Consider the following 19,800-nt stretch of genomic DNA (forward strand, 5'->3'; position numbering starts at 1 on the left):
GAAACATAGGCGTATAAGCTGGTCTTCGATGGAGAACGGCCGCGCCCCGCTTCGTCTCATTCGACCCGGACTGCATGCCACCGCAGCAGACAGCCCGGCCGAGAATCTTGTTGCCGGCGACGCGTCGGATTCACCGCGCATCGGCCTCGAGCGACTCAACGCCGTCCGGCTCCTGTCCCTCGATGCACACGGCCGCGCACTGGATTGGATGCACTGGCAGGACGCCGCCTGCCTGTACGCACGCGGCGCGGTCGCCTGGACGCTCGGCGATCCCTGCCTTCAGGTGCACGGCGGCCTCTGCCGAGCCACCGGTCGCCAAAGCCTCATCGAACTGCACCCGATCGTCGCTGCACGCGGCCACGCGCGCGCGCATGCCCTCGACCCGACACCGTCCTTGTCGAACAGCGCGCTGTTCGCGCGCGATGGCCACCTGTGCCTTTATTGCGGCCGGACGTTCCCGCGCTCGCAGCTCACACGCGACCACGTGCTGCCGCTGTCGAAAGGCGGGCGAGATCTTTGGGAAAATGTGGTCGCCGCGTGCTTCCCATGCAACTCCCGCAAAGGCAGCCGCACGCCGCAGCAGGCGAGCATGCCGCTGCTCGCCGTGCCTTACCGGCCGAGCTGGATCGAGCACCTCATCCTCAGCAACCGCAACATCCTCGCCGACCAGATGGCGTTCCTGAAGAGCCAGTTGCCAAAGAACACGCGCGTACTGGTTTGAGACACGGGCAATGCGCCGACCTCGAGCGCGACTCAACGCGACGACGGCGACCGCGCACCGCAGATCCCTGCCCTTCGTTCGAGTCCGGTCTCGGGCGAACTCGACCACGCGTCGTGGCGGTTCCCATCGTGTGCGAGCAGGGTGTCCGCGACGCGGCGTACCGACACTAATCGACTGCAACAGCAGACGTCTGCGATAGAAGCCTGCGACGCCACGCGACATCCATACAGTCCGCCGACGGCCCTTGCCTGCGTCACATCCTTGCACGCGGTCGCCTTTTCGCGCGTTGACGGCTGTCCGTCGCTCCGCAACACTCGGGTCATCCCGTCCCAACGACAGCATCGATGCCCCACACCCTCGGCTTCACCGGCATGGACTCCGCCACCGAAGCGGCACTGCAGGCTGCGTTCGCGGCCGCGAACGCCGAGCTCGGCGGCGGCTGGCGGCTCGCGCCCGAGCACGAGGCCGAGTTCGTCGTGGTCGACATGGACAGCATGTACGGGCCGATGAGCTGGCTGCGATTGCACGGCAGCGGGCGACGCGTCGTGGGCCTCACGAGCGGTGCGCGTACGCAGACCGATTTCCGCCTGGGGCGTCCGATCGACACCGCGTCGGTCGCCACGATGCTGCGTGAACTCTCCGGGCAGTTGCCCGCTGCCGCCGAAACGAGCGCCGCCCTCGAACCGAGCGTGCCCGTTCCGCCGCCGGCGCCGTCGTCGGCACCGGGCGGGATGACCCCTGCACCGCAGCCGTTCGATCAACTGCCCGAAGAGCAGCCGACGCACGCGGCGATAGAAGAAGCGCCGCCCGCCACCGAGCCGCTGTCCGTGCCGAGTCCGGGCGTCACGACGCCGCCGGACCTCGAGCCGCCGAGCACCGCCGTCGGCCAGGTGCTGCCGGCCGCGCCGACCATCCAGCCACACGTCCCGACCGAGACCGGACCGCGCAGCCTCGCCGACTGGCTGCGCTCCGGGCGCCTGCACGGCCGCGTGCGATTCGCGCGCGGCGGCGTCAGCGTGCTCATCAATCCCGACCAGCAGCAGTACTTCGGGGCAACGTCGCTCAAGGCGCTCGCGCCGCTGTTCGAAGGCCCGGTCGATCTCGACGACTTCAAACCGGTCGACAGCGGCGAATGGTCGACCCAGAGCGCGGCGCTCGGCGCTGCGCAGCCGCTCTCGCGCCTTGCGTGGTACAGCGCCCTCGTCAGCGGCAAGGGCAAACTTCTTGCCGGCTACGATCCTGCGGGCCGCTACCAGCTGCTCAAGTGGCCGCAGACCGAGCGCGAATTCCCGAAGCACTTCCGCATTGCGACGGTGATGATGAAGGGCCCGACGACGCTGCCGGAACTCGCCGAGGCCAGCGGCACACCGCTCGAGGACGTCACTGACTTCGTCAACGCGAACCTCGCAACCGGCTTTGCCGAGCCGTTCCGCGAAAGCGCGCCGGACCCCGATGCAAACAAGGGCGGCCTGTTCGGTCGCCTCCGCGGTCGCTGACCGTCGCGCGCGGGCGAGCCGGCGGATAGCCCCCCCCGATACGCCGCTAGACGAGGCTCGCTGCGCAGCGGCCCGCTCGGCCCGCGCCGGGTGCATTGCTTTCAGTCTAGCCTCCACAGCCGCATCGACCGTTCGGCGCAGTCGCGGGGCCAAATTCGCACCCTGTGGATCGGCGATACCTCGACTGCCTCACACGACGTCTCGCACGCACGCAACTGAATGCGCCGGCCATCCGCTCGCGCCGCGCTCGCGTTTAACTTGCCCCAGCCCGCGCGGTGAAAGAAAATCAACAACCTACGTTCGAGTACGGCGCCGCGCGCATTCCCCATGATTGATCCGCAGCGCTACCCGCGCCTGTCGCGCATTTCCATCCCTGCCGACCTGCGCACGTTTCCCGAAGACGAGTTGCCCGCCATCGCGGACGAGCTGCGCGCCTACCTCATCGAGCAGGTGGCGCAGTCGGGCGGCCACTTCGGCGCGGGACTGGGCGTCATCGAGCTCACCGTCGCGCTGCACTGGCTGTTCGAAACGCCCCGTGACCGCCTCGTCTGGGACGTCGGCCACCAGACCTACCCGCACAAAATCCTGACCGGCCGCCGCGACGACATCCACACCGTCAAGCAGGCCGGCGGTGTTGCGCCGTTCCCGAAGCGGGAGGAGTCCGAGTACGACACGTTCGGCGTCGGCCACAGCTCGACGTCGATCTCCGCCGCGCTCGGCATGGCGATCGCGCTGCAGCGCATGGGCGACGATCGCAAAGTCGTTGCCGTGATCGGCGACGGCGCGATGACCGCCGGCATGGCCTTCGAGGCGTTGAACCACGGCGGCGGCATGGAGCCCGAGCCGAACCTGCTCGTGGTGCTCAACGACAACCAGATGTCGATCAGCGAGAACGTCGGCGCGCTCACGCAGATGCTCGGCCGGCTGACCGGCAGCCGCACGCTCAACGCGATCCGCGAAGGCGGCAAGAAGCTGCTCGGCGACAAGAACAAGCCGGCTGCGAAGTTCGTGCGGCGCTGGGAAGAGCACTGGAAGGGCATGTTCGTGCCGTCCACGCTGTTCGAGGAACTCGGCTTCCACTACACCGGCCCGATCGACGGCCACGACCTGCCTGCGCTGCTCGGTGCGATGAAGACGCTGAAGGGCCTCAAGGGCCCACAGCTGCTCCACGTCATCACCACCAAGGGTAAGGGCTACGGACTCGCCGAAGGCGACCAGATCGGCTACCACGCGGTCTCGCCGTTCGATCCTGCCCAAGGCATGGTCAGCAAGCCCGGCGCGAAGAAGCCGACCTACACCGACGTCTTCGGCGACTGGCTGTGCGATATGGCCGCGACCGACCCTCGCCTGTTCGGCATTACGCCGGCGATGCGCGAAGGCTCCGGCCTCGTGCGTTTCAGCAAGGAATTCCCGGACCGCTATTTCGACGTCGCGATCGCGGAGCAACACGCGGTCACCCTCGCAGCCGGCATGGCGTGCGAAGGCGCAAAGCCGGTCTGCGCGATCTACTCGACGTTCCTGCAGCGCGGCTACGACCAGCTCGTGCACGACGTTGCGATCCAGAACCTCGACGTGCTGTTCGCGATCGACCGCGGCGGCGTGGTCGGACCCGACGGCGCGACCCACGCAGGCAACCTCGATCTGTCCTACCTGCGCTGCGTGCCGAACATGGTCGTCATGGCGCCGGCCGACGAGAACGAGTGCCGGCAGATGCTGTCGACGGGCCATCACTACGCGGGTCCGGCCGCGGTGCGTTACCCGCGTGGCACCGGCCCGGGCGTGGCCGTGGAACCAACGCTCGACACGCTGCCGATCGGCCAGGCGCAGCTGCGCCGTCGCGGTGCGCGCATCGCGCTGCTCGCTTTCGGCGCGACCGTACCGGCCGCTGAAGTCGTCGGCGCCGAGCTCGGCCTGACCGTCGTCAACATGCGCTTCGTGCGCCCGCTCGATCGCACGCTGGTGCTCGAACTCGCACGCACGCACGAGGGCTTCGTCACGCTCGAGGACAACGTCGTCGCCGGTGGCGCCGGCAGCGGCGTGGCCGAGCTGCTCAATGCCGAAGGGGTCGTGCTGCCGGTGCTGCACCTGGGCCTGCCCGACGAGTTCCAGCACCATGCGAGCCGCGAGCAGCTGCTCTCCGAAGCCGGGCTCGATGCCGACGGGATCCGCCGCGCGGTGCTCGCGCGCTGGCCCGTGATCGCCGCGCCGACGCCGCATCGCGCGATCGGCTGATCACCGGACCTTAAGCGGACGCGCAGAGAGCGGGTCTGCGGCATCGATCGCCGGCGCGACGCCGGCGATCAAACGCGCATCAGGGCGCTTCAACCTCGTAGCCCTTCGCCTGCAGCTGCGCGAGGTAGCCGTCGGGCTTGAGCAGCTCGCGCATCGGCAGCGTCGAGAACGTCACGCTGTTCTTCGCGAGCGCCTTTTCCGCCGCCTGCATCCAGGCGTCACGCACTTCGGCGTCGATATCGCGCTTCACCCGTTTCTGCATGACGCCGGCGCGCATCGCGGCCTGCATGCACGCCTCGTTCTGGTCGCTGTAGGGCAGCGCGCGCAGCGCGTCGACGTCGCCGACCGCCCATGCATTCGCACGCTCGCGCATTGCGTCAACATCCGATTCGAGGCGGTCGAGCGTCTTGCCGAAGCACTCGAGGTCGTCGAGCTTCGTGCTGCGGAACTCGTTGAGCAGCTGCTTCGGGTCCTCGATCGCGATCTTCACGCTCGGACTCGACACCGGGATCTTGCGCCGTTTGATCGCGCGTTCGATGGTCGGCCCCACGACGCCGCCTTCCACAAGCCCAACGTCATCCATGGCCTCGTCGAACAGCTCCATCGCCGCAAACATCGGCCGCCACTTCTCGATGCCGCCACCGCGGCCGACGTACTTCTGCTTGAGTGGCAGCCAGCGCGCGTACATCTCGGCAGGCACCACGTCCTGCAACGTCTCGCCGCCGGGATTCTTGCGCGCGCCCAGCGCTTTGGGCGCGAGCGTCATGAGCCGGAACATGCCGACGTCCGTGCCGATCACAAGACTCGGCTGCCAGATCACCTCCTGAGCCACGCCGAGCACCGCGTCGACGTCACGCGACACCCATTCGATCTTCTTCGGCAGCGGCGAAAGCGTGCCCAGCACCCAAAGCGTGTGATCACCCTTGCGCACCTTCCACATGCCGGGGCCCGAGACGACGCCTGACACCACGACCGCATCAAGGTCGCGGATCGGGCCGCCGTCAGGCGCGACCTCGCCCGAATGCGCAGCCGTTGGCACGGGTGCCTGCGCATGCGCGACGAGCGGGCTCACGAGCGCAGCCGCGAGCAGGGTGGAAATAAATGGGCGCATCCGATGAACTCCGTGTCGGGGATTCGCCCGCGCGTCGCGAGCGGCGCCGACTGTAGGCGTCGGTGCGCCAATCCGACATCGCTCACAGGTCATTGGTTCCGTTGGATGTGATCCGGCGTGCAGGGCGTTGCCCCGCGTGGTTGCCCGGCACGTCACGGCACGACGAGTGCGGCAGGTGCGTCGCACACCGCGATTGCGCCGCAGGCGGGTCGCGCCACGACGGCCCGGTTTCGATGATTCGATCGCCCAAACGAAAACACCCGGCGCGGGCCGGGCGTTTTCGCGAACGTTCGATTGGTCGGGACGGCCGGATTCGAACCGACGACCCTCTGCCCCCCAGGCAGATGCGCTACCAGGCTGCGCTACGCCCCGACGCGTGTTGCTCGCATCCATCCTGGATGCCCCGCTGCTGGAGCGGGCGGCAAGTATAGCGGTTTGGCCTCGCCTCGCCAGCCCATCGCGTCATGCGAGCGCGGCCAACGCTACGACAGGCCGAGAAAGAACAGTCTCCGAACCGCCGCGATGACGAGGTGCATCGCACGGTGGCGCGCCATGGAACAGCGGAAGCGCACGACGGCAGCCAGCGCTCGATTGCGACGCGGGTGTCAGCGACAACGGGCGGGCCTGGACGAGCGTTGCGCCACAGGCGTAGGACGGCGGTGCGGTGACGCACCCACAGACGGCAAGCGGCCGGCTCGACCGGCTGAAGCCTGTCAGCGTCGAAGCAGGTGCAGGACTTCTTCGAGCTCCATGCGCACCTGCTTGATGATCTGCGAGCTCAGCGCGGACTCATCCTTCTGCGCGCCGCCCTCGAGGCGCAGACGCGCGCCGCCGATCGTGTAGCCCTGCTCGTACAACAGCCCGCGGATCTGGCGGACCATCAGCACCTCGTGGCGCTGGTAATAGCGACGGTTGCCGCGGCGCTTTACCGGATTCAGCGTCGGAAACTCGGTTTCCCAGTACCGCAGCACATGGGGTTTGACGTCGCACAACTCGCTGACTTCACCGATCGTGAAGTAGCGCTTCGCCGGAATCGGCGGCAGCTCGCGGTTACTGCCTGGATCAAGCATGGTCGGCTCCGCTGAATGCCTCGACGCGTTCCTTGAGCTTCTGGCCCGGGCGGAACGTCACGACGGTGCGCGCGGAGATCGGGATCTCCTCGCCGGTCTTCGGGTTGCGACCGGGGCGCTGATTCTTGCGGCGCAGATCGAAATTGCCGAAGCCCGACAGCTTGACCTGACGGCCGCCCTCAAGCGCTTCGCGCAGCGCGTCGAAGAACGCGTCGACGAACTCCTTCGCCTCACGCTTGTTGAGGCCGACGTCGTCGAACAGACGCTCCGCCATCTCCGCCTTGGTCAACGCCATCGCTCCCCCTGTCGAAACGCGCTCGATCGATCAACCACCGAACCGCAAACGTGCCAACCGGTGCGTCACGACCGGATGAGCGCGCCGTGCTCGCGCTGCAATGCCGCGAGCGTTTCGGCTACGACAGCCTCCACATCGCGGTCAGTGAGGGTGCGCGCTTCTTCCTGCAGAATCAAGCCCATAGCCAAGCTCTTGAACCCGGTTTCGACCCCCTTGCCCTGATAGCGATCGAACAGCACGAGCTCGCGCAGCGACAGGCCTGCAGCGGATCGGACGGTCGCTTCGATCGCACTCCAAGGCACGTCCTGTGCGACGACGAACGCGAGATCGCGGCGGACGGACGGGAACTTGGAAACCGCCCCCGAACGCGGCAGCGCGCGGACGGCAAGCGGCTCGAGGTCGAGTTCGAACGCCACCACGTCGTGGTCGAGCCCGAGCGCCTGCTGCAGCCGCGGATGAAGCTGCGCGATCCAGCCCAGCACCGACTGTGTCCCGTCGGTCTGGAGACGCACCACCTCGGCCGCGCGGCCCGGATGCGCCCAGGACGGCTGGGCCGGGCGGTACTGGAGCACGGCGCCCGATGCGGCCGCGAGGGTTTCGAGGTCGCCCTTGAGGTCGTGGAATCCCACCGGACGCGCGGACACGCCCCACTGCTCGGCCGCGACCGGACCCGTCGCGACGGCCGCGATGCGCCGTGTCTCGCGCGGCGCGCCGCCTGCGCCGGCGGCCGTGAACACGCGCCCGAGCTCGAACAACCGCACGCGCGCCTGCTGCCGCGCCGTGTTCCGGGCAAGCGCGGCGACGAGGCCGGGCAGCAGCATCGTGCGCATCACGCCGAGCTCGGCGCTGAGCGGATTTGCAAGGCGGACGGCGCCGTCGGTCGAGCCCCATTGCTCGAGCAGCGACGCGTCGACGAACGCGTAATTGATCGTTTCCAGGAAGTCGCGCGCGACCAGCTGGCGGCGGAGCGTCGCGTCGTCAACACGCGCTTCGCTCGGCGCCACGAGCGTCGCCGCACCGCCCGGGAGCGTCGTGGGCACCTTGTCGTACCCGTGGACGCGGGCGATCTCTTCGATGAGGTCTTCCTCGATCGCCAGATCGAAACGCCGGCTCGGCGGCGTGACCGACCAGCCTTCGGTCGTCGCCTCCACCGACAAGCCCAGCGCGCGCAGGATGCGCTCGACCTCGCCGTCGGCGACCTCAAGCCCGAGCACGCGCGCAAGGCGTGCCCGGCGCAGCCCGATCGCCTGCGGCGGGGCCAGGTGTTCGGCGAGCGCGGCCTCGACGACCGGGCCCGGGACGCCGCCCGCGGCATCGAGGATCAGGCGCGTCGCGTACTCGATCGCGATGCGCGGCAGCTGCGGGTCCACGCCGCGCTCGAAGCGGTGCGCGGCATCAGTGTGCAGGCCGAGCTTGCGGCCGCGGCCGATGATCGCGGCGGGCGCGAAGTGAGCCGATTCGAGGAACACCGAACGCGTCGGGTCGGTCACTCGGGTGTCGAACCCGCCCATGACGGCCGCAAGCGCGACCGGACGGTCCGCGTCGGTGACCACGAGGAAGTCCTCGGCGAGCGCGGCGTCGCGACCGTCGAGCAGCTTGAGCGTCTCGCCCGCGCGCGCGTGACGCACGCCGACCGGGCCGGCCAGTGTGTCGCGGTCGAACGCATGCATCGGCTGGCCGAGCTCGAGCATCACGTACTGGGTGACGTCGACGATCAGCGACAGCGGGCGGATGCCGCTGCGGCGCAGGCGCTCGGCCATCCACGCGGGCGTCGGCGCCGCGGCGTCGACCTGCTCGATCACGCGCCCGCAGTAACGCGGCGCGTCGGCGCCGGCACCGAGACGGATCTCGAGCGTCGCCTGCGACTGCGCGCGGACAGGCTCGATCGCGAGCGGCGCGACCTCGACACCCGTCGCGGCCGCGACGTCGAATGCGATGCCGCGCACGCTGAAGCAGTCCGCGCGGTTCGGCGTGAGCTTGATCTCGATCGTCGCGTCGGGCAGGCCCAGGTATTGCGCAATCGAGGTGCCGACAGGCGCGTCGGCCGGCAGTTCCAGCAGACCGGATGCATCGGCGTCGACGCCGAGCTCTTTCGCCGAGCACAACATGCCCTGCGATTCGACGCCGCGCAGCTTCGCGGGCTTGATCGCGAGCCCGCCCGGCAGGGTCGCGCCGACGGTCGCAAGCGGCGCGAGCAGGCCCACGCGCGCGTTCGGCGCGCCGCAGACGATCTGCACCGGCTCGCCGCTGCCGGTGTCGACCCGGCACACCTGCAGGCGGTCGGCTTCCGGGTGCTTCTCGGCGCTCACGATGCGCGCGACGACGACACCGTCGAGCGATGCGCCCAGCGCCGTGACGTCCTCGACTTCCAGGCCGATCGCCGTCAGCGTCGCGGCGAGCTCGTCGCGCGATGCGGCGGTGGGCACGTGCTGGCGCAGCCAGTTTTCGCTGAATTTCATGGGCGGTCGTGACTCGTGAAAGGTGAGGCGTGGCGGCTCATCGCGGGGCGCGCGCGCAGCGGCACCGGGCGGCGCGGTGCAGGCGGCCCGTAGTTGCGGTCAGGCGAACTGCCTCAGGAACCGCACGTCGTTCTCGAAGAAGCTGCGCAGGTCGTCGACGCCATAGCGCAGCATCGTAAAGCGCTCGACACCGAGGCCGAACGCGTAGCCCGTGTACTTCTCCGGGTCGATGCCGACGTTGCGCAGCACGGTCGGATGCACCATGCCGCAGCCGAGCACCTCGAGCCAGCGCGTGCTGCCGTCGGGCTGCTGCCAAGCAATGTCGACTTCCGCCGACGGCTCAGTGAACGGGAAGTAGCTCGGACGGAAGCGCATCTCGAAATCGCGCTCGAAGAACGCACGCACGAACTCGGCCAACGTGCCCTTGAGGTCGGCGAAGCTCGCGCGCTCGTCGACGAGCAGGCCTTCGACCTGATGGAACATCGGCGTGTGCGTCTGGTCGCTGTCGCTGCGGTAGACCTTGCCGGCCGCGATCATGCGCAGCGGCGGCGTGCGCCCGGCAGCCACGAGGCGCTGCATGTAACGCACCTGCACGCCCGAGGTGTGCGTGCGCAGCAGCCGGCCGTCGTCGAAGTAGAACGTGTCGTGCATCGCGCGCGCCGGGTGGTGCGGCGGGAAGTTCAGCGCTTCGAAGTTATGCCAGTCGTCCTCGATCTCGGGACCGTCGGCGAGTTCGAAGCCGAGCCGGCCGAAGATGTCGGCGATGCGCTCGAGCGTGCGGCTGACCGGATGCAGGCCTCCGCGCGTGGCGTCGACGCCGGGCAGCGTCACGTCGATCGTTTCGGACGCGAGCCGTGCGTCGAGCGCCGCGGCGTCGAGCATTGCCCTGCGCTCGGTCAACGCGGCCGTGAGCTCGTCGCGTGCTCGGTTGATCGCCTCGCCGGCGGTCTTGCGCTGTTCGGGCGGCAGCGCGCCCAGCTGCTTGAGCTGCGCGGTGACGCGGCCGGCCTTGCCGAGCAGCGCGACGCGCAGCGCCTCGACGGCATCGGGGGAATCGGCGGCGGCGATGTCGGCCAACGCCTGCCGGGTCAGGGATTCGATGTCGCTCATCTGCGGTAGGACCTGGAAGTGGTCATCCCGAGCGCACTGGCGGGCGCCGCGGCACCGCGCTCGGGATGACGACCTCGATGTCGATGAAGCCGGGAGACAGTCTTGCAGGGATGCGGGTCGGCACGGTCCGGTCGGCTTGAGGCCGGCAGCCCTGCGACGGACGGAAAGTGCGGGGCCCAAAACGCACATGGGGAAGGACTTGCGCCCTTCCCCATGCGTGAGGCTTCGACGTAGCCCGCATCGCTGCGGACTGCGCTTCGTGCTTCTTACGCCGCGAGCGCGCCCTTGGCCTTCTCGGTCAGCACGGTAAAGCCCGCTGCGTCGTGCACGGCGATGTCGGCCAGCACCTTGCGATCGAGCGTGATACCGGCCTTCATGAGACCGTTGATGAAGCGGCTGTAGCTCATGCCGTTCTGGCGGGAAGCGGCATTGATACGCGCGATCCACAGCTGACGGAAATTGCGCTTCTTCTGCTTGCGGCCGATGTAGGCGTACTGCAGCGCCTTCGTGACCGCCTGCTTGGCGACGCGGAACACCTTGCGGCGTGCGTTGTAGTAACCCTTCGCCTGAGCGAGGACCTTCTTGTGGCGACGGCGCGCCTGTACACCACGTTTAACTCGTGCCATTGCTCACTCTCCTCACAAATACGGCAGCATGCGGTCCAGACGGCCCGCGTCTTCGGGACGAACGTGGTTCGTCTGCCGGAGATTGCGCTTCCGCTTGGTCGCCTTCTTGGTGAGGATGTGGCTCTTGTTGGCGTGGCCGCACTTGTACTTCCCGGAAGCGGTCTTCCGGAAGCGCTTGGCCGCCGCCCGATTCGTCTTGATCTTGGGCATTGCGATGTCCTTTCGGATTCTTTGACTGGCCGGGCGGCCGCGGTTTCCTCAACGGAACCGCCGCGCTTTCCATCCTGCCCTGACCGGCGAATGCCGCCCTCGCGGGGCGACCTGTCCTCGTGCCTGCTGGCACGCCCGGCGCGAACCGGGCCGCGCATTGTGCACGAGCAGTGAATCGCGTGCAAATTGAACGGCTTGCAGGCCCCAGCAGGGCCTGAAACGCAGCAGCCCGTCACGAAGACGGGCTGCCGGGACCTCAATGCTCGCGCTTACTGCTTCTTCTTCGGCGCGATCATCATCACCATCTGACGGCCTTCGAGCCGCGGCCGGGACTCGATGACAATGTCCTCGCCCAGATCCTGCTCGATGCGATTGGCCATCGCACGTCCGAGCTCCTGATGGCTCATCTCGCGGCCGCGGAACCGGATGTTGACCTTGATCTTGTCGCCTTCTTCAAGGAAGCGCCGCATGTTGCGCAGCTTGATCTGGTAGTCACCCTCGTCGGTGACCGGCCGGAACTTCATTTCCTTGATCTCGATCTGCTTGGACTTCTTCTTCGCCTCGTTCGCCTTCTTCTGAAGCTCGAACTTGTACTTACCGAAGTCCATGATCTTGCAGACCGGCGGATCGGCGTTCGGCTGGATCTCGACGAGGTCGAGGCCTTCATCCTGCGCCTGGCTCAGCGCTTCATCGCGCGTCAGGACGCCGATCATCTCGCCATCGCTGCCAATGACGCGCACGCGCGGGACGCGGATCTCGCTGTTCTTCCGGTTCGGCTTGTCGGGGGTGCTGATGTTGCAATCTCCGGTGTGGATCGTGCCGGCCGCCGTGCGACCGGGTTCAAGGTCAGGCTACGGGACGCGGTGCGCCCTCGTCGTGCAAACGCGAAGCAAAATCGGCGACGGACATAGAGCCGAGATCCTCACCGCCCCGCGTGCGCACTGCAACCATGCCGTTTTCACGCTCGCGGTCTCCGACCACGAGCAGGTACGGCACCCGCTGCAGCGTGTGCTCGCGGATCTTATAGCCGATTTTTTCGTTCCGCAAATCCGCGTCCACCCGGAAACCTTGATTTGAAAGGGTTTTCCGGACCTCGGCCACGTAGTCGCCCTGGGCGTCCGTGATATTCATGACAACCGCCTGCACGGGTGCCAGCCAGGCCGGGAATTGGCCGGCGTGGTGCTCGATCAGGATGCCGATGAAGCGCTCCATCGAGCCCACGATGGCGCGGTGCAGCATGACCGGTTGGCGGCGCTGGCTGCTCTCGTCGACGTACTCGGCGCCGAGGCGGCCGGGCATCATGAAATCGACCTGCATCGTGCCGAGCTGCCAGGTGCGGCCGATCGCGTCGCGCAGGTGGTATTCGATCTTCGGGCCGTAGAACGCACCCTCGCCCGGCAGTTCCTCCCACTCGACACCAGCGGCGCGCAGGGCCGAGCGCAACGCGTCCTCAGCCTTGTCCCAGGTCGCGTCATCACCGAGGCGGTTGTCCGGGCGCAGGGCGATCTTGATCTGGATATCGGTGAAGCCGAAATCGGCATAGACCCCGAGCGCCTGCTGGTGGAACGCGCGGACCTCGGCCTCGATCTGGTCCTCGGTGCAGAACACGTGGCCGTCGTCCTGCGTGAAACCGCGCACGCGCAGGATGCCGTGCAGCGCGCCGGACGGCTCGTTGCGGTGGCAGGCACCGAACTCGCCGTAGCGGATCGGCAGGTCGCGGTAGCTGTGCAGGCCCTGGTTGAACACCTGCACGTGGCCCGGGCAGTTCATGGGCTTCAGCGCGTAGGTCCGCTTCTCGGACTCGGTGAAGAACATGTTGTCCTTGTAGTTGTCCCAGTGGCCGGACTTCTGCCACAGCGACACGTCGAGGATCTGCGGACAGCGCACTTCCTGGTAGCCGGATTCGCGGTAGACCTTGCGCATGTACTGCTCGACCACCTGCCAGATCGACCAGCCCTTCGGATGCCAGAAGATCAGGCCGGGGCCTTCTTCCTGCAGGTGGAACAGGTCCTGCTGCTTTGCGATCTTGCGGTGGTCGCGCTTCTCGGCTTCCTCGATGCGCTGGATGTAGGCCTTGAGCTGCTTCGCATCGGCCCAGGCGGTGCCGTAGATGCGCTGCAGCTGCTCGTTCTTCGAGTCGCCGCGCCAGTACGCACCGGAGATGCGCGTGAGCTTGAACGCCTTGAGAAAGCGCGTGTTCGGCACGTGCGGACCGCGGCACATGTCGACGTATTCCTCGTGGTGGTACAGGCCCATGTGGGTTTCTTCGGGCATGTCCTCGACGAGGCGCAGCTTGTAGTCCTCGCCGCGCGACTTGAACGTCTCGATGACCTCATCGCGCGGCGTCATCTTCTTGATGACGCTGTACTCGGTCTCGATGAGCTCCGCCATGCGCTTTTCGATCGCGGCGAGGTCATCGGGCGTAAACGGACGCTCGCTCCAGATGTCGTAGTAGAAACCCTCGTCGATGACGGGGCCGATCACCATCTTCGCGCTCGGGTAGAGCTGCTTGACCGCGTGGCCGACGAGGTGCGCGCAGGAATGGCGGATGATCTCGACGCCCTCGGCGTCCTTCGGCGTGATGATGCGCAGCTTCGCGTCGTGGTCGATGACGTCGCAGGCATCGACGAGCTTGCCGTCGACTTCGCCGGCCACGGTGGCCTTCGCAAGGCCGGGGCCGATCGAAGCGGCGACGTCCATGACGGACACGGGGTGGTCGAACTCACGGCGGCTGCCGTCGGGGAGCGTGATCGCGATCATCGGGAATACCGGTGCGGCCCGTCGGGCGGGCGTGGAATCGAAGACGTGCCGGCGCGGGCCGGACGGGACAGAAGCAGAAGCGGGTCGCACCGTCGAAGCGGCGCGCGGAGCGGTCAGCGATGGGAGGCGGTAGTGCTCATGTCGCACGCTCGACCGGCGCGTTCGCGCGGGTCACCTTCGGCTGGACCGCACCCGGACGGTGCGGCGGGAGAGCATGGTTGGGGACCGCCCGGGCCGAAGTCAACCGTCCGATCAAAACGCGAGCTCGCCCTGCCGCGGCGTGGCCACGACGGGCACGGGTTTCGGTTGCTCCGGAGCGGCATCCGCGACAGGCAAGCGGGCGAGGCGCTCGGCAAGCCGTCCGCTGCGCTCCACCGGCTGCGCGAGTGCAGCGTGGAGCGCGGCGTCGCTGCTCCACAGCTCGACCCGCTCCCGGGCGCGCGACACCGCGGTGTAGAGCAACTGGCGCGAGAGGATGCGATGTGCGGGATCGGGCGGCAGCAGCACGGCCACGTGCGCGTACTCCGAGCCCTGGCTCTTGTGCACGGTGATCGCAAACGCGGGCTCATGCGGGGGCAGCGCTCCGGGCGGAAAGCCGCGCACGTCTCGGGCGCCGGAGGCGTCCGCCGTTTCGAACCAGACCTGCAGGCGGCCGTCGGCATCCGCGAGGCACACGCCGACGTCGCCGTTGAACAGGCGCGACGCGGCATCGTTGCGGGTGACGATGACCGCACGACCCGCGTACCACTCCGCACGTTCCGGCTCGCGCCAGGCGCGCCGCAGATGGCGCTCGATCGTGCGGTTGGTCGCGACCGCTCCGAACACGTCCTCGCGCAATGCGCACAGCAGCTGTTGCTGCGACAACGCGTCGAGCGCGGCGAGCGCGGTCGCACGCAATGCTTCCGGTTCGGCGGCCGGCGACGCCCGCAGCGCCGTCAGTGCTGCGAGCCGCTCACTCCAGGCGCGCAGCTGTGTCGCGAGCCGGGCGGTGTCGTCGACGCGCCGGTGGGCCGCGCGTTCTCCGGCGGCCTCGACCGCCTGCGCGAAGCCCGCGGCGTCGCCCGTGCGAACCGTCTCATTGAGCGCCACGAGCGTGCGTTCGGCGCGGAAGCTGTGCCGAAGGCGGACGAGCGCTCCGTCGCGCTCGCGTTCGAGCACGCTGACGACGTCCATCAGCGCCGACCCGGTCGACACCGATGCCAGCTGGTCCGCGTCGCCGACGAGCACGAGCGCGGCATCGGGCCGGACCGCATCGAGCAGACCGCGCAGCAGCGCCAGATCGACCATCGAGGCCTCGTCGACCACGACGACGTCCGCGGTCAAAGGCCGCTTGGCGTGGAAACGGAATGCGTTGCGCTGCGGGTCGAAGCCGAGCAGGCGATGCAGCGTGAGCGCGTCGCCGTCGGGCAGCGCATCGACCGCCGCACGCCACGCCGGCGGCAGGTCGCGTGCGAGCAGCTGTTGGCGGCCGCGGCGCAGCGCATCGACGAGCCGCTGCGCGGCCTTGCCGGTCGGCGCCGAGACTGCGATCGAAAGCGGGGCTTCGGCTTGGCGTTGCAGCATCGCGAGCATGCGCAGCACGGTCGTGGTCTTGCCGGTGCCAGGCCCACCGGTCAGCACGAACAGCCGGCGTCCGACCACGGCGCGCACCGCGGCGCGCTGCGGTGCGACCGCGTTGCTGCGATCGCCGTCGAACAGCGCATCGAGGTCGCCGTCGTCGATCGCGACTGACGATGCGGCATTGCGACGTGCATCGAGCGACGCCGCCACACGGCACTCGTTCGAATGGTTGCGGCGCAGGTAGAAGTGCGCGGTGTCCATCACGAACGGGCGCATGGCGTCGTGCGCGCCGGCGTCGACGAGCGGGTCGTGGTGCACCTGCGCGAGCTCGGCGTCGGACAGCGGCGCCATCCCGTGGCGGGTCGGATCCATCGGCAGGGCGGCGTCGCCCTGCCCGTCCGCGTAGCTCGCCCACGCCGCAAGCCGCGCGAGTGCGGCGCAGCCGCCGTGCGCAAGCACCCAGCGGTGCACGGCGCGGTCGAGCGGACGCCAGGTGTCGCTCGCGAACTCGCCTCCGTCGCGCCGGAAGCCGTATCCGCTCATGCCGGGACCTCCGCGGCGCCGAGCACGCGGTCGACGGCGGCGAGCAGCGCATCGTCGAAACGCTGCGTCCACATGCCCGCGCCGGGCGCGAGGCCGGCGGCGCGTACGAACACGTAGATCGCCTCGCCCAGGTGCATAGCGCGGTCGTAGCGTGCGAGGCGACCGCGCAGGTAGCGGTCGACGGCCACGGTGTAGAGCAGCGCCTGGAAGCGGTAGTGGTGTGCGTCCATCGCGGCGCGCAGCGCGGCCGGCGCGTAGTCGGAGATGCGATCGCCGAGATGGTTGCCCTTGTAGTCGAGCACGTGGAAGCGACCGCCGTGCTCGAACACGAGGTCGATCTTGCCGGTCATCAGCCCGTTGAGACGGGGCGTCGCGAGCATCGGCACGAGGTCGGGCTCGCCGTGTGCGGCGCAGGCCGCACGGAGCGCACGAACCGCGACGTCGTCGATCGCGTAATGGAACTCCATCTCCGCGCGTATCGCAGCCGCCGGGAGCGCGCCGAGCGTGAGGCCGGGGCGCGTGGCGGGCAGCAGCGCCGCGTCGAGCGTGGCCTGCACGCGCGCGGCGAGCGGACGCACGAGCTCGTCGATCGATGCGTCGCGCACGCGCACGCCGGCTTCGAGCAGGCTGCTGCGCACGAGGTCGAGCTGCGACGTCACCGGTTCGCCGACGCGGCGGTGTTCGAAGATCGCGTGGAGTGCATTGCCGAAGTCGGCGCCGCGTACGTGGCCCAGTGCGAGCAACTCGGGATGCGCGTCCTCGTCGGCCGCCGAGGGCATGGCGTCGTCGACCGAGTCCGGTTCGACGGACAGATGCGCCTCGTCGCTGGCCGCTGCCTCCTCGACCGCATCGAGGCGAACGCGGGTCAGCGTGGAGAAGCTGTGCTTCGCCTGCGGCCGTGCGGCTGCGGGCTCAACCACCGCTTTCGCGCGCAGCGGGCGCGTCTCGTTTTCGTCACGACAGCGCACCACCGGCCATGGCCAGCCGATGCGCCACTCGATCGCGTGCGCGACGTCCTCGACCGATCCGCCCGGCGCGAGCTGCGCCTGCAGGCGCTCGACCATTGCGTCGAGTGCGGAACGGTGCGGGTCGGCGGGCGGCGACTTGGAGACGCCGTCGTTGCGGTCGACCGGCAACACGTAGACGTGGCAGGCGTGCTTCGCGCGGGTGAGCGCGACGTACAGCACCCGGAAACGCTCGTCCTGGTCCTCGACGCAGGCCTGGCGCATCGCATCGTCGAAATGCTCGCCGCCGAGATCGAGCACGCGCGTGCCGGATTCGGCGTCGTGCACCACCGGCAGCGTCGGCTCACGGCCGGTGTGGTCCCACATCAGCGGCAGGAACACGATCGGAAACTCGAGGCCCTTGCTCGCGTGCAGCGTCATCAGGCGCACGCGGCGGGCATCGGATTCGATGCGCAGCTGCTGCTCTTCCGCGGCCTCGGTCGCCTCGGGCTCGGCGTCGCGCTGCGCGGCAAACCAGGCGAGCAGCGCCTGCACGCCGTCGACGCGCAGGCTCGTCTCCTGCAGCAGTTCGGCCAAGTGCCGGAGATCGGTGAGCACGCGCTCGCCGTCGCCGCCGGCGACGAGGCGCGGGCCGCAATCGGCGATCACGTCACGCACCGCGGCGAGCACGCCGCCGGCCTGCCAGCGCGCGCGCCATTGCACGAAGCGCTGCGCGATCGGCTGCCAGGCGAGCGGGTCTTCGCGCAGGCGCTGCAGCGCATCCCAGGTGTGGCCGCCCAGCCGCGTGGCCAGCGCCGCGCGGACGGCCGCGTCATCGCCGGCGTGGGCGATGCCGTGCAGGAAGATGAGCAGGTCGCGTGCGATCGGCGTTGAGAACACGCTGTCGCGGCTCGTGCCCACGCACGGCACGCGACGCTCGAGCAACAGGGCGCGCAGCTGCACGATGTCGCCGTGGCGCGGCAGCAGCACGGCGATGTCGCCGGGCTGGAGGGGGTCGTCGCCGATGCGGTGTCGCCCGGCGTCGAGCATGCCGGCGATCTGATTCGCACACGCGCGCAGCGCCTGCGTGCGGCGCTCGTCGCGCGTGGACGGGCAGTCGGACTGCACGTGGAATACCAGCGGCCGCGTGCAGGGGCCGCCGTCCTCGACGAGCGGCTGCGCATCGGCGCGACCGGCCGCATGCACGGGCTCGACCCGGATGCCGAGCCGCCCGTCCTGGCCGAGCGCGGTGCCGGCAAGCGCATGCCATTCGTTGAACGCGGTGACGAGCGCACGCGAGGAACGCTGGTTGACGTCGAGATGCAGCAGCGTGTCCGCGCCTTCGCGCGCGGCGAGATAGGCGTGGATGTCACCGCCGCGAAAACGGTAGATCGCCTGCTTGGGGTCGCCGATCATCACGAGCCGGCCGCGCGGCGCGCCGATTTCGTCGCGGTAGATGCGGTCGAGGATCGCGAACTGCTGCGTGTCCGTGTCCTGGAATTCGTCGACGAGCATGACCGGCCAGGCTTCGAACAGGCGCGCCGCGAATCCATCGGCGTCCGGTCCGCGCAGCGCGGCATGCACCCGCTCGATCTGTGCGTCGAACGTCAGCAACCCGTGCTCGCGCAGGCGGTGCTCGCGGCGTTCGCGCAGTTGCGCGGTGAACCGGCGCAGCGCCTCGGCTTTCATCGGCGCGGCCGCGTGCGGCAGCAGGCGCACCGCGCGCTGCGCGAGCGAGATTGCCGGATGCGCGAGCGCGGCGTCGTAACGGGCGGGCTTGATCTGCTTGTGCAGCTCGTCGAACAGGTGACGCCGCGCGTCCTTTGGCAGCTCCACGGCGCAGCGCGCGTCGATGCCGTCGGCCAGCGCATGCAGCACGCGGATCAGCGCGGCGTTCGAGCGCGCGAACCAGCCGACGTCCGCGCAGAAATCCCGCAACAGCGCCGCGTTGTCGCCGTGCTGCAATTCCTGCAGCGTCGCGGCATCGAGCGCGCGGATCGACACGCCCGGCGCAAGCGCCTGCGCGAGCGCACGCGACAGCGCGCCGCGACCGGCTTCCACCCAGGCCTGCGCGCCGTCATCGAGCGCGCCCGGCGACTGCACGAGCTCACGCCACAGGTCCTGCACGAGCTCATCGTGCAGCGTGCGTGCGCATGCCATCTCGGCCGGCAGGAACGCGCTGCCGCATTCAAAGGGGTAATCGGCGAGCACGCGTCGGCAGAAGCCGTGCAGCGTGCTGATCGGCGCGAGGTCGAGCTCGACCTGCGCGAGCCGCAGCCGGTTGAGGTCGCCGCGCACGCGCGACGGGTTGGGCTCGTGCCAGCGCGCGCGCAGCCAGGCGTCATCGCTGCCGCCGTCCTCGTCAGGCAACTCCGACTGCTCGAGCATCGCGCACGCGCGGCGCTCGGCCCACGCGAGGCGCCGGCGCAGCCGCTCGCGCAGCTCCTGTGCCGCCGCGTCGGTGAACGTGGTGACGGCCACGCGCGAGGCCGCGAGCGGCGTGTCGCCTTCAAGCAGCAGGCGCAGATACAGCACGGAAATCGTCCACGTCTTGCCGGTGCCGGCGCTCGCTTCGATGAGGCTGCGCCCGCCGTCGTGCAGCGGCAGTGCGCGCCAGTCCTGCAGGCGTTGCGGCCCGATCGGCTGAGGCGCGTCCATGCGCG

14 protein-coding genes and 1 tRNA gene are annotated in these 19,800 nt (G+C 69.1%); 3 read left to right on the top strand and 12 right to left on the bottom strand.

Translation table 11 applies throughout. The annotated features are described in order from the left end of the window. Positions 1-28 precede the first annotated feature (28 nt). The 3 genes from IE075_RS05900 to dxs all read left to right on the top strand — a co-directional run bounded on the left by IE075_RS05900 (position 29) and on the right by dxs (position 4,449). Positions 29-721: an HNH endonuclease gene (locus IE075_RS05900; protein ID WP_189454198.1), complete on the top strand. Its 693-nt coding sequence runs from the start codon at positions 29-31 to the stop codon at positions 719-721. 344 nt (positions 722-1,065) lie between these two features. Continuing rightward, on the top strand, positions 1,066-2,217 hold the full coding sequence (locus IE075_RS05905) for a hypothetical protein (protein ID WP_189454199.1): 1,152 nt from the start codon (positions 1,066-1,068) through the stop codon (positions 2,215-2,217). A gap of 327 nt (positions 2,218-2,544) precedes the next feature. Further along, positions 2,545-4,449, top strand: coding sequence for a 1-deoxy-D-xylulose-5-phosphate synthase (gene dxs / locus IE075_RS05910; RefSeq protein WP_189454201.1), 1,905 nt, complete (start codon positions 2,545-2,547; stop codon positions 4,447-4,449). Positions 4,450-4,528: 79 nt separating this feature from the next. On the opposite strand, the gene IE075_RS05915 is transcribed toward dxs, so the two are convergent. The 12 genes from IE075_RS05915 to IE075_RS05970 all read right to left on the bottom strand — a co-directional run bounded on the left by IE075_RS05915 (position 4,529) and on the right by IE075_RS05970 (position 19,795). Beyond that, complete coding sequence (locus IE075_RS05915; RefSeq protein WP_189454203.1) at positions 4,529-5,560, bottom strand: TraB/GumN family protein; 1,032 nt, start codon at positions 5,558-5,560, stop codon at positions 4,529-4,531. Positions 5,561-5,855: 295 nt separating this feature from the next. Then, positions 5,856-5,932, bottom strand: a tRNA-Pro gene (locus IE075_RS05920). A 341-nt stretch (positions 5,933-6,273) separates the two neighbouring features. Further along, positions 6,274-6,630, bottom strand: a complete 357-nt coding sequence (locus IE075_RS05925) for a MerR family transcriptional regulator (RefSeq protein ID WP_189454205.1) — start codon at positions 6,628-6,630, stop codon at positions 6,274-6,276. Further along, complete coding sequence (locus IE075_RS05930; protein ID WP_189454207.1) at positions 6,623-6,925, bottom strand: integration host factor subunit alpha; 303 nt, start codon at positions 6,923-6,925, stop codon at positions 6,623-6,625. Before IE075_RS05930 ends, IE075_RS05925 begins: the two co-directional genes overlap by 8 nt. A gap of 65 nt (positions 6,926-6,990) precedes the next feature. Further along, positions 6,991-9,384 (bottom strand): phenylalanine--tRNA ligase subunit beta, encoded by a 2,394-nt coding sequence (gene pheT / locus IE075_RS05935; protein ID WP_189454209.1) that lies wholly within the window; start codon positions 9,382-9,384, stop codon positions 6,991-6,993. 99 nt (positions 9,385-9,483) lie between these two features. Continuing rightward, positions 9,484-10,494: a phenylalanine--tRNA ligase subunit alpha gene (gene pheS / locus IE075_RS05940; protein ID WP_189454211.1), complete on the bottom strand. Its 1,011-nt coding sequence runs from the start codon at positions 10,492-10,494 to the stop codon at positions 9,484-9,486. 266 nt (positions 10,495-10,760) lie between these two features. Continuing rightward, positions 10,761-11,120 (bottom strand): 50S ribosomal protein L20, encoded by a 360-nt coding sequence (gene rplT, locus IE075_RS05945; RefSeq protein WP_189454213.1) that lies wholly within the window; start codon positions 11,118-11,120, stop codon positions 10,761-10,763. A 12-nt stretch (positions 11,121-11,132) separates the two neighbouring features. After that, entirely contained in the window at positions 11,133-11,330 is a 198-nt protein-coding gene (gene rpmI / locus IE075_RS05950) for a 50S ribosomal protein L35 (RefSeq protein WP_072756407.1), read from the bottom strand. A 269-nt stretch (positions 11,331-11,599) separates the two neighbouring features. After that, positions 11,600-12,124, bottom strand: coding sequence for a translation initiation factor IF-3 (infC, locus tag IE075_RS05955; RefSeq protein WP_229792383.1), 525 nt, complete (start codon positions 12,122-12,124; stop codon positions 11,600-11,602). A 52-nt stretch (positions 12,125-12,176) separates the two neighbouring features. After that, entirely contained in the window at positions 12,177-14,090 is a 1,914-nt protein-coding gene (thrS, locus tag IE075_RS05960) for a threonine--tRNA ligase (protein ID WP_189454216.1), read from the bottom strand. Between the two features lie 252 nt (positions 14,091-14,342). Then, positions 14,343-16,193, bottom strand: coding sequence for an exodeoxyribonuclease V subunit alpha (recD, locus tag IE075_RS05965; protein ID WP_189454217.1), 1,851 nt, complete (start codon positions 16,191-16,193; stop codon positions 14,343-14,345). Beyond that, positions 16,190-19,795 (bottom strand): UvrD-helicase domain-containing protein, encoded by a 3,606-nt coding sequence (locus tag IE075_RS05970; RefSeq protein ID WP_229792336.1) that lies wholly within the window; start codon positions 19,793-19,795, stop codon positions 16,190-16,192. The genes recD and IE075_RS05970 overlap by 4 nt, the downstream gene beginning before the upstream one ends. Positions 19,796-19,800 lie beyond the last annotated feature (5 nt).

The organism is Cognatilysobacter bugurensis, assembly GCF_014652095.1.
Lineage (GTDB): Bacteria > Pseudomonadota > Gammaproteobacteria > Xanthomonadales > Xanthomonadaceae > Cognatilysobacter > Cognatilysobacter bugurensis.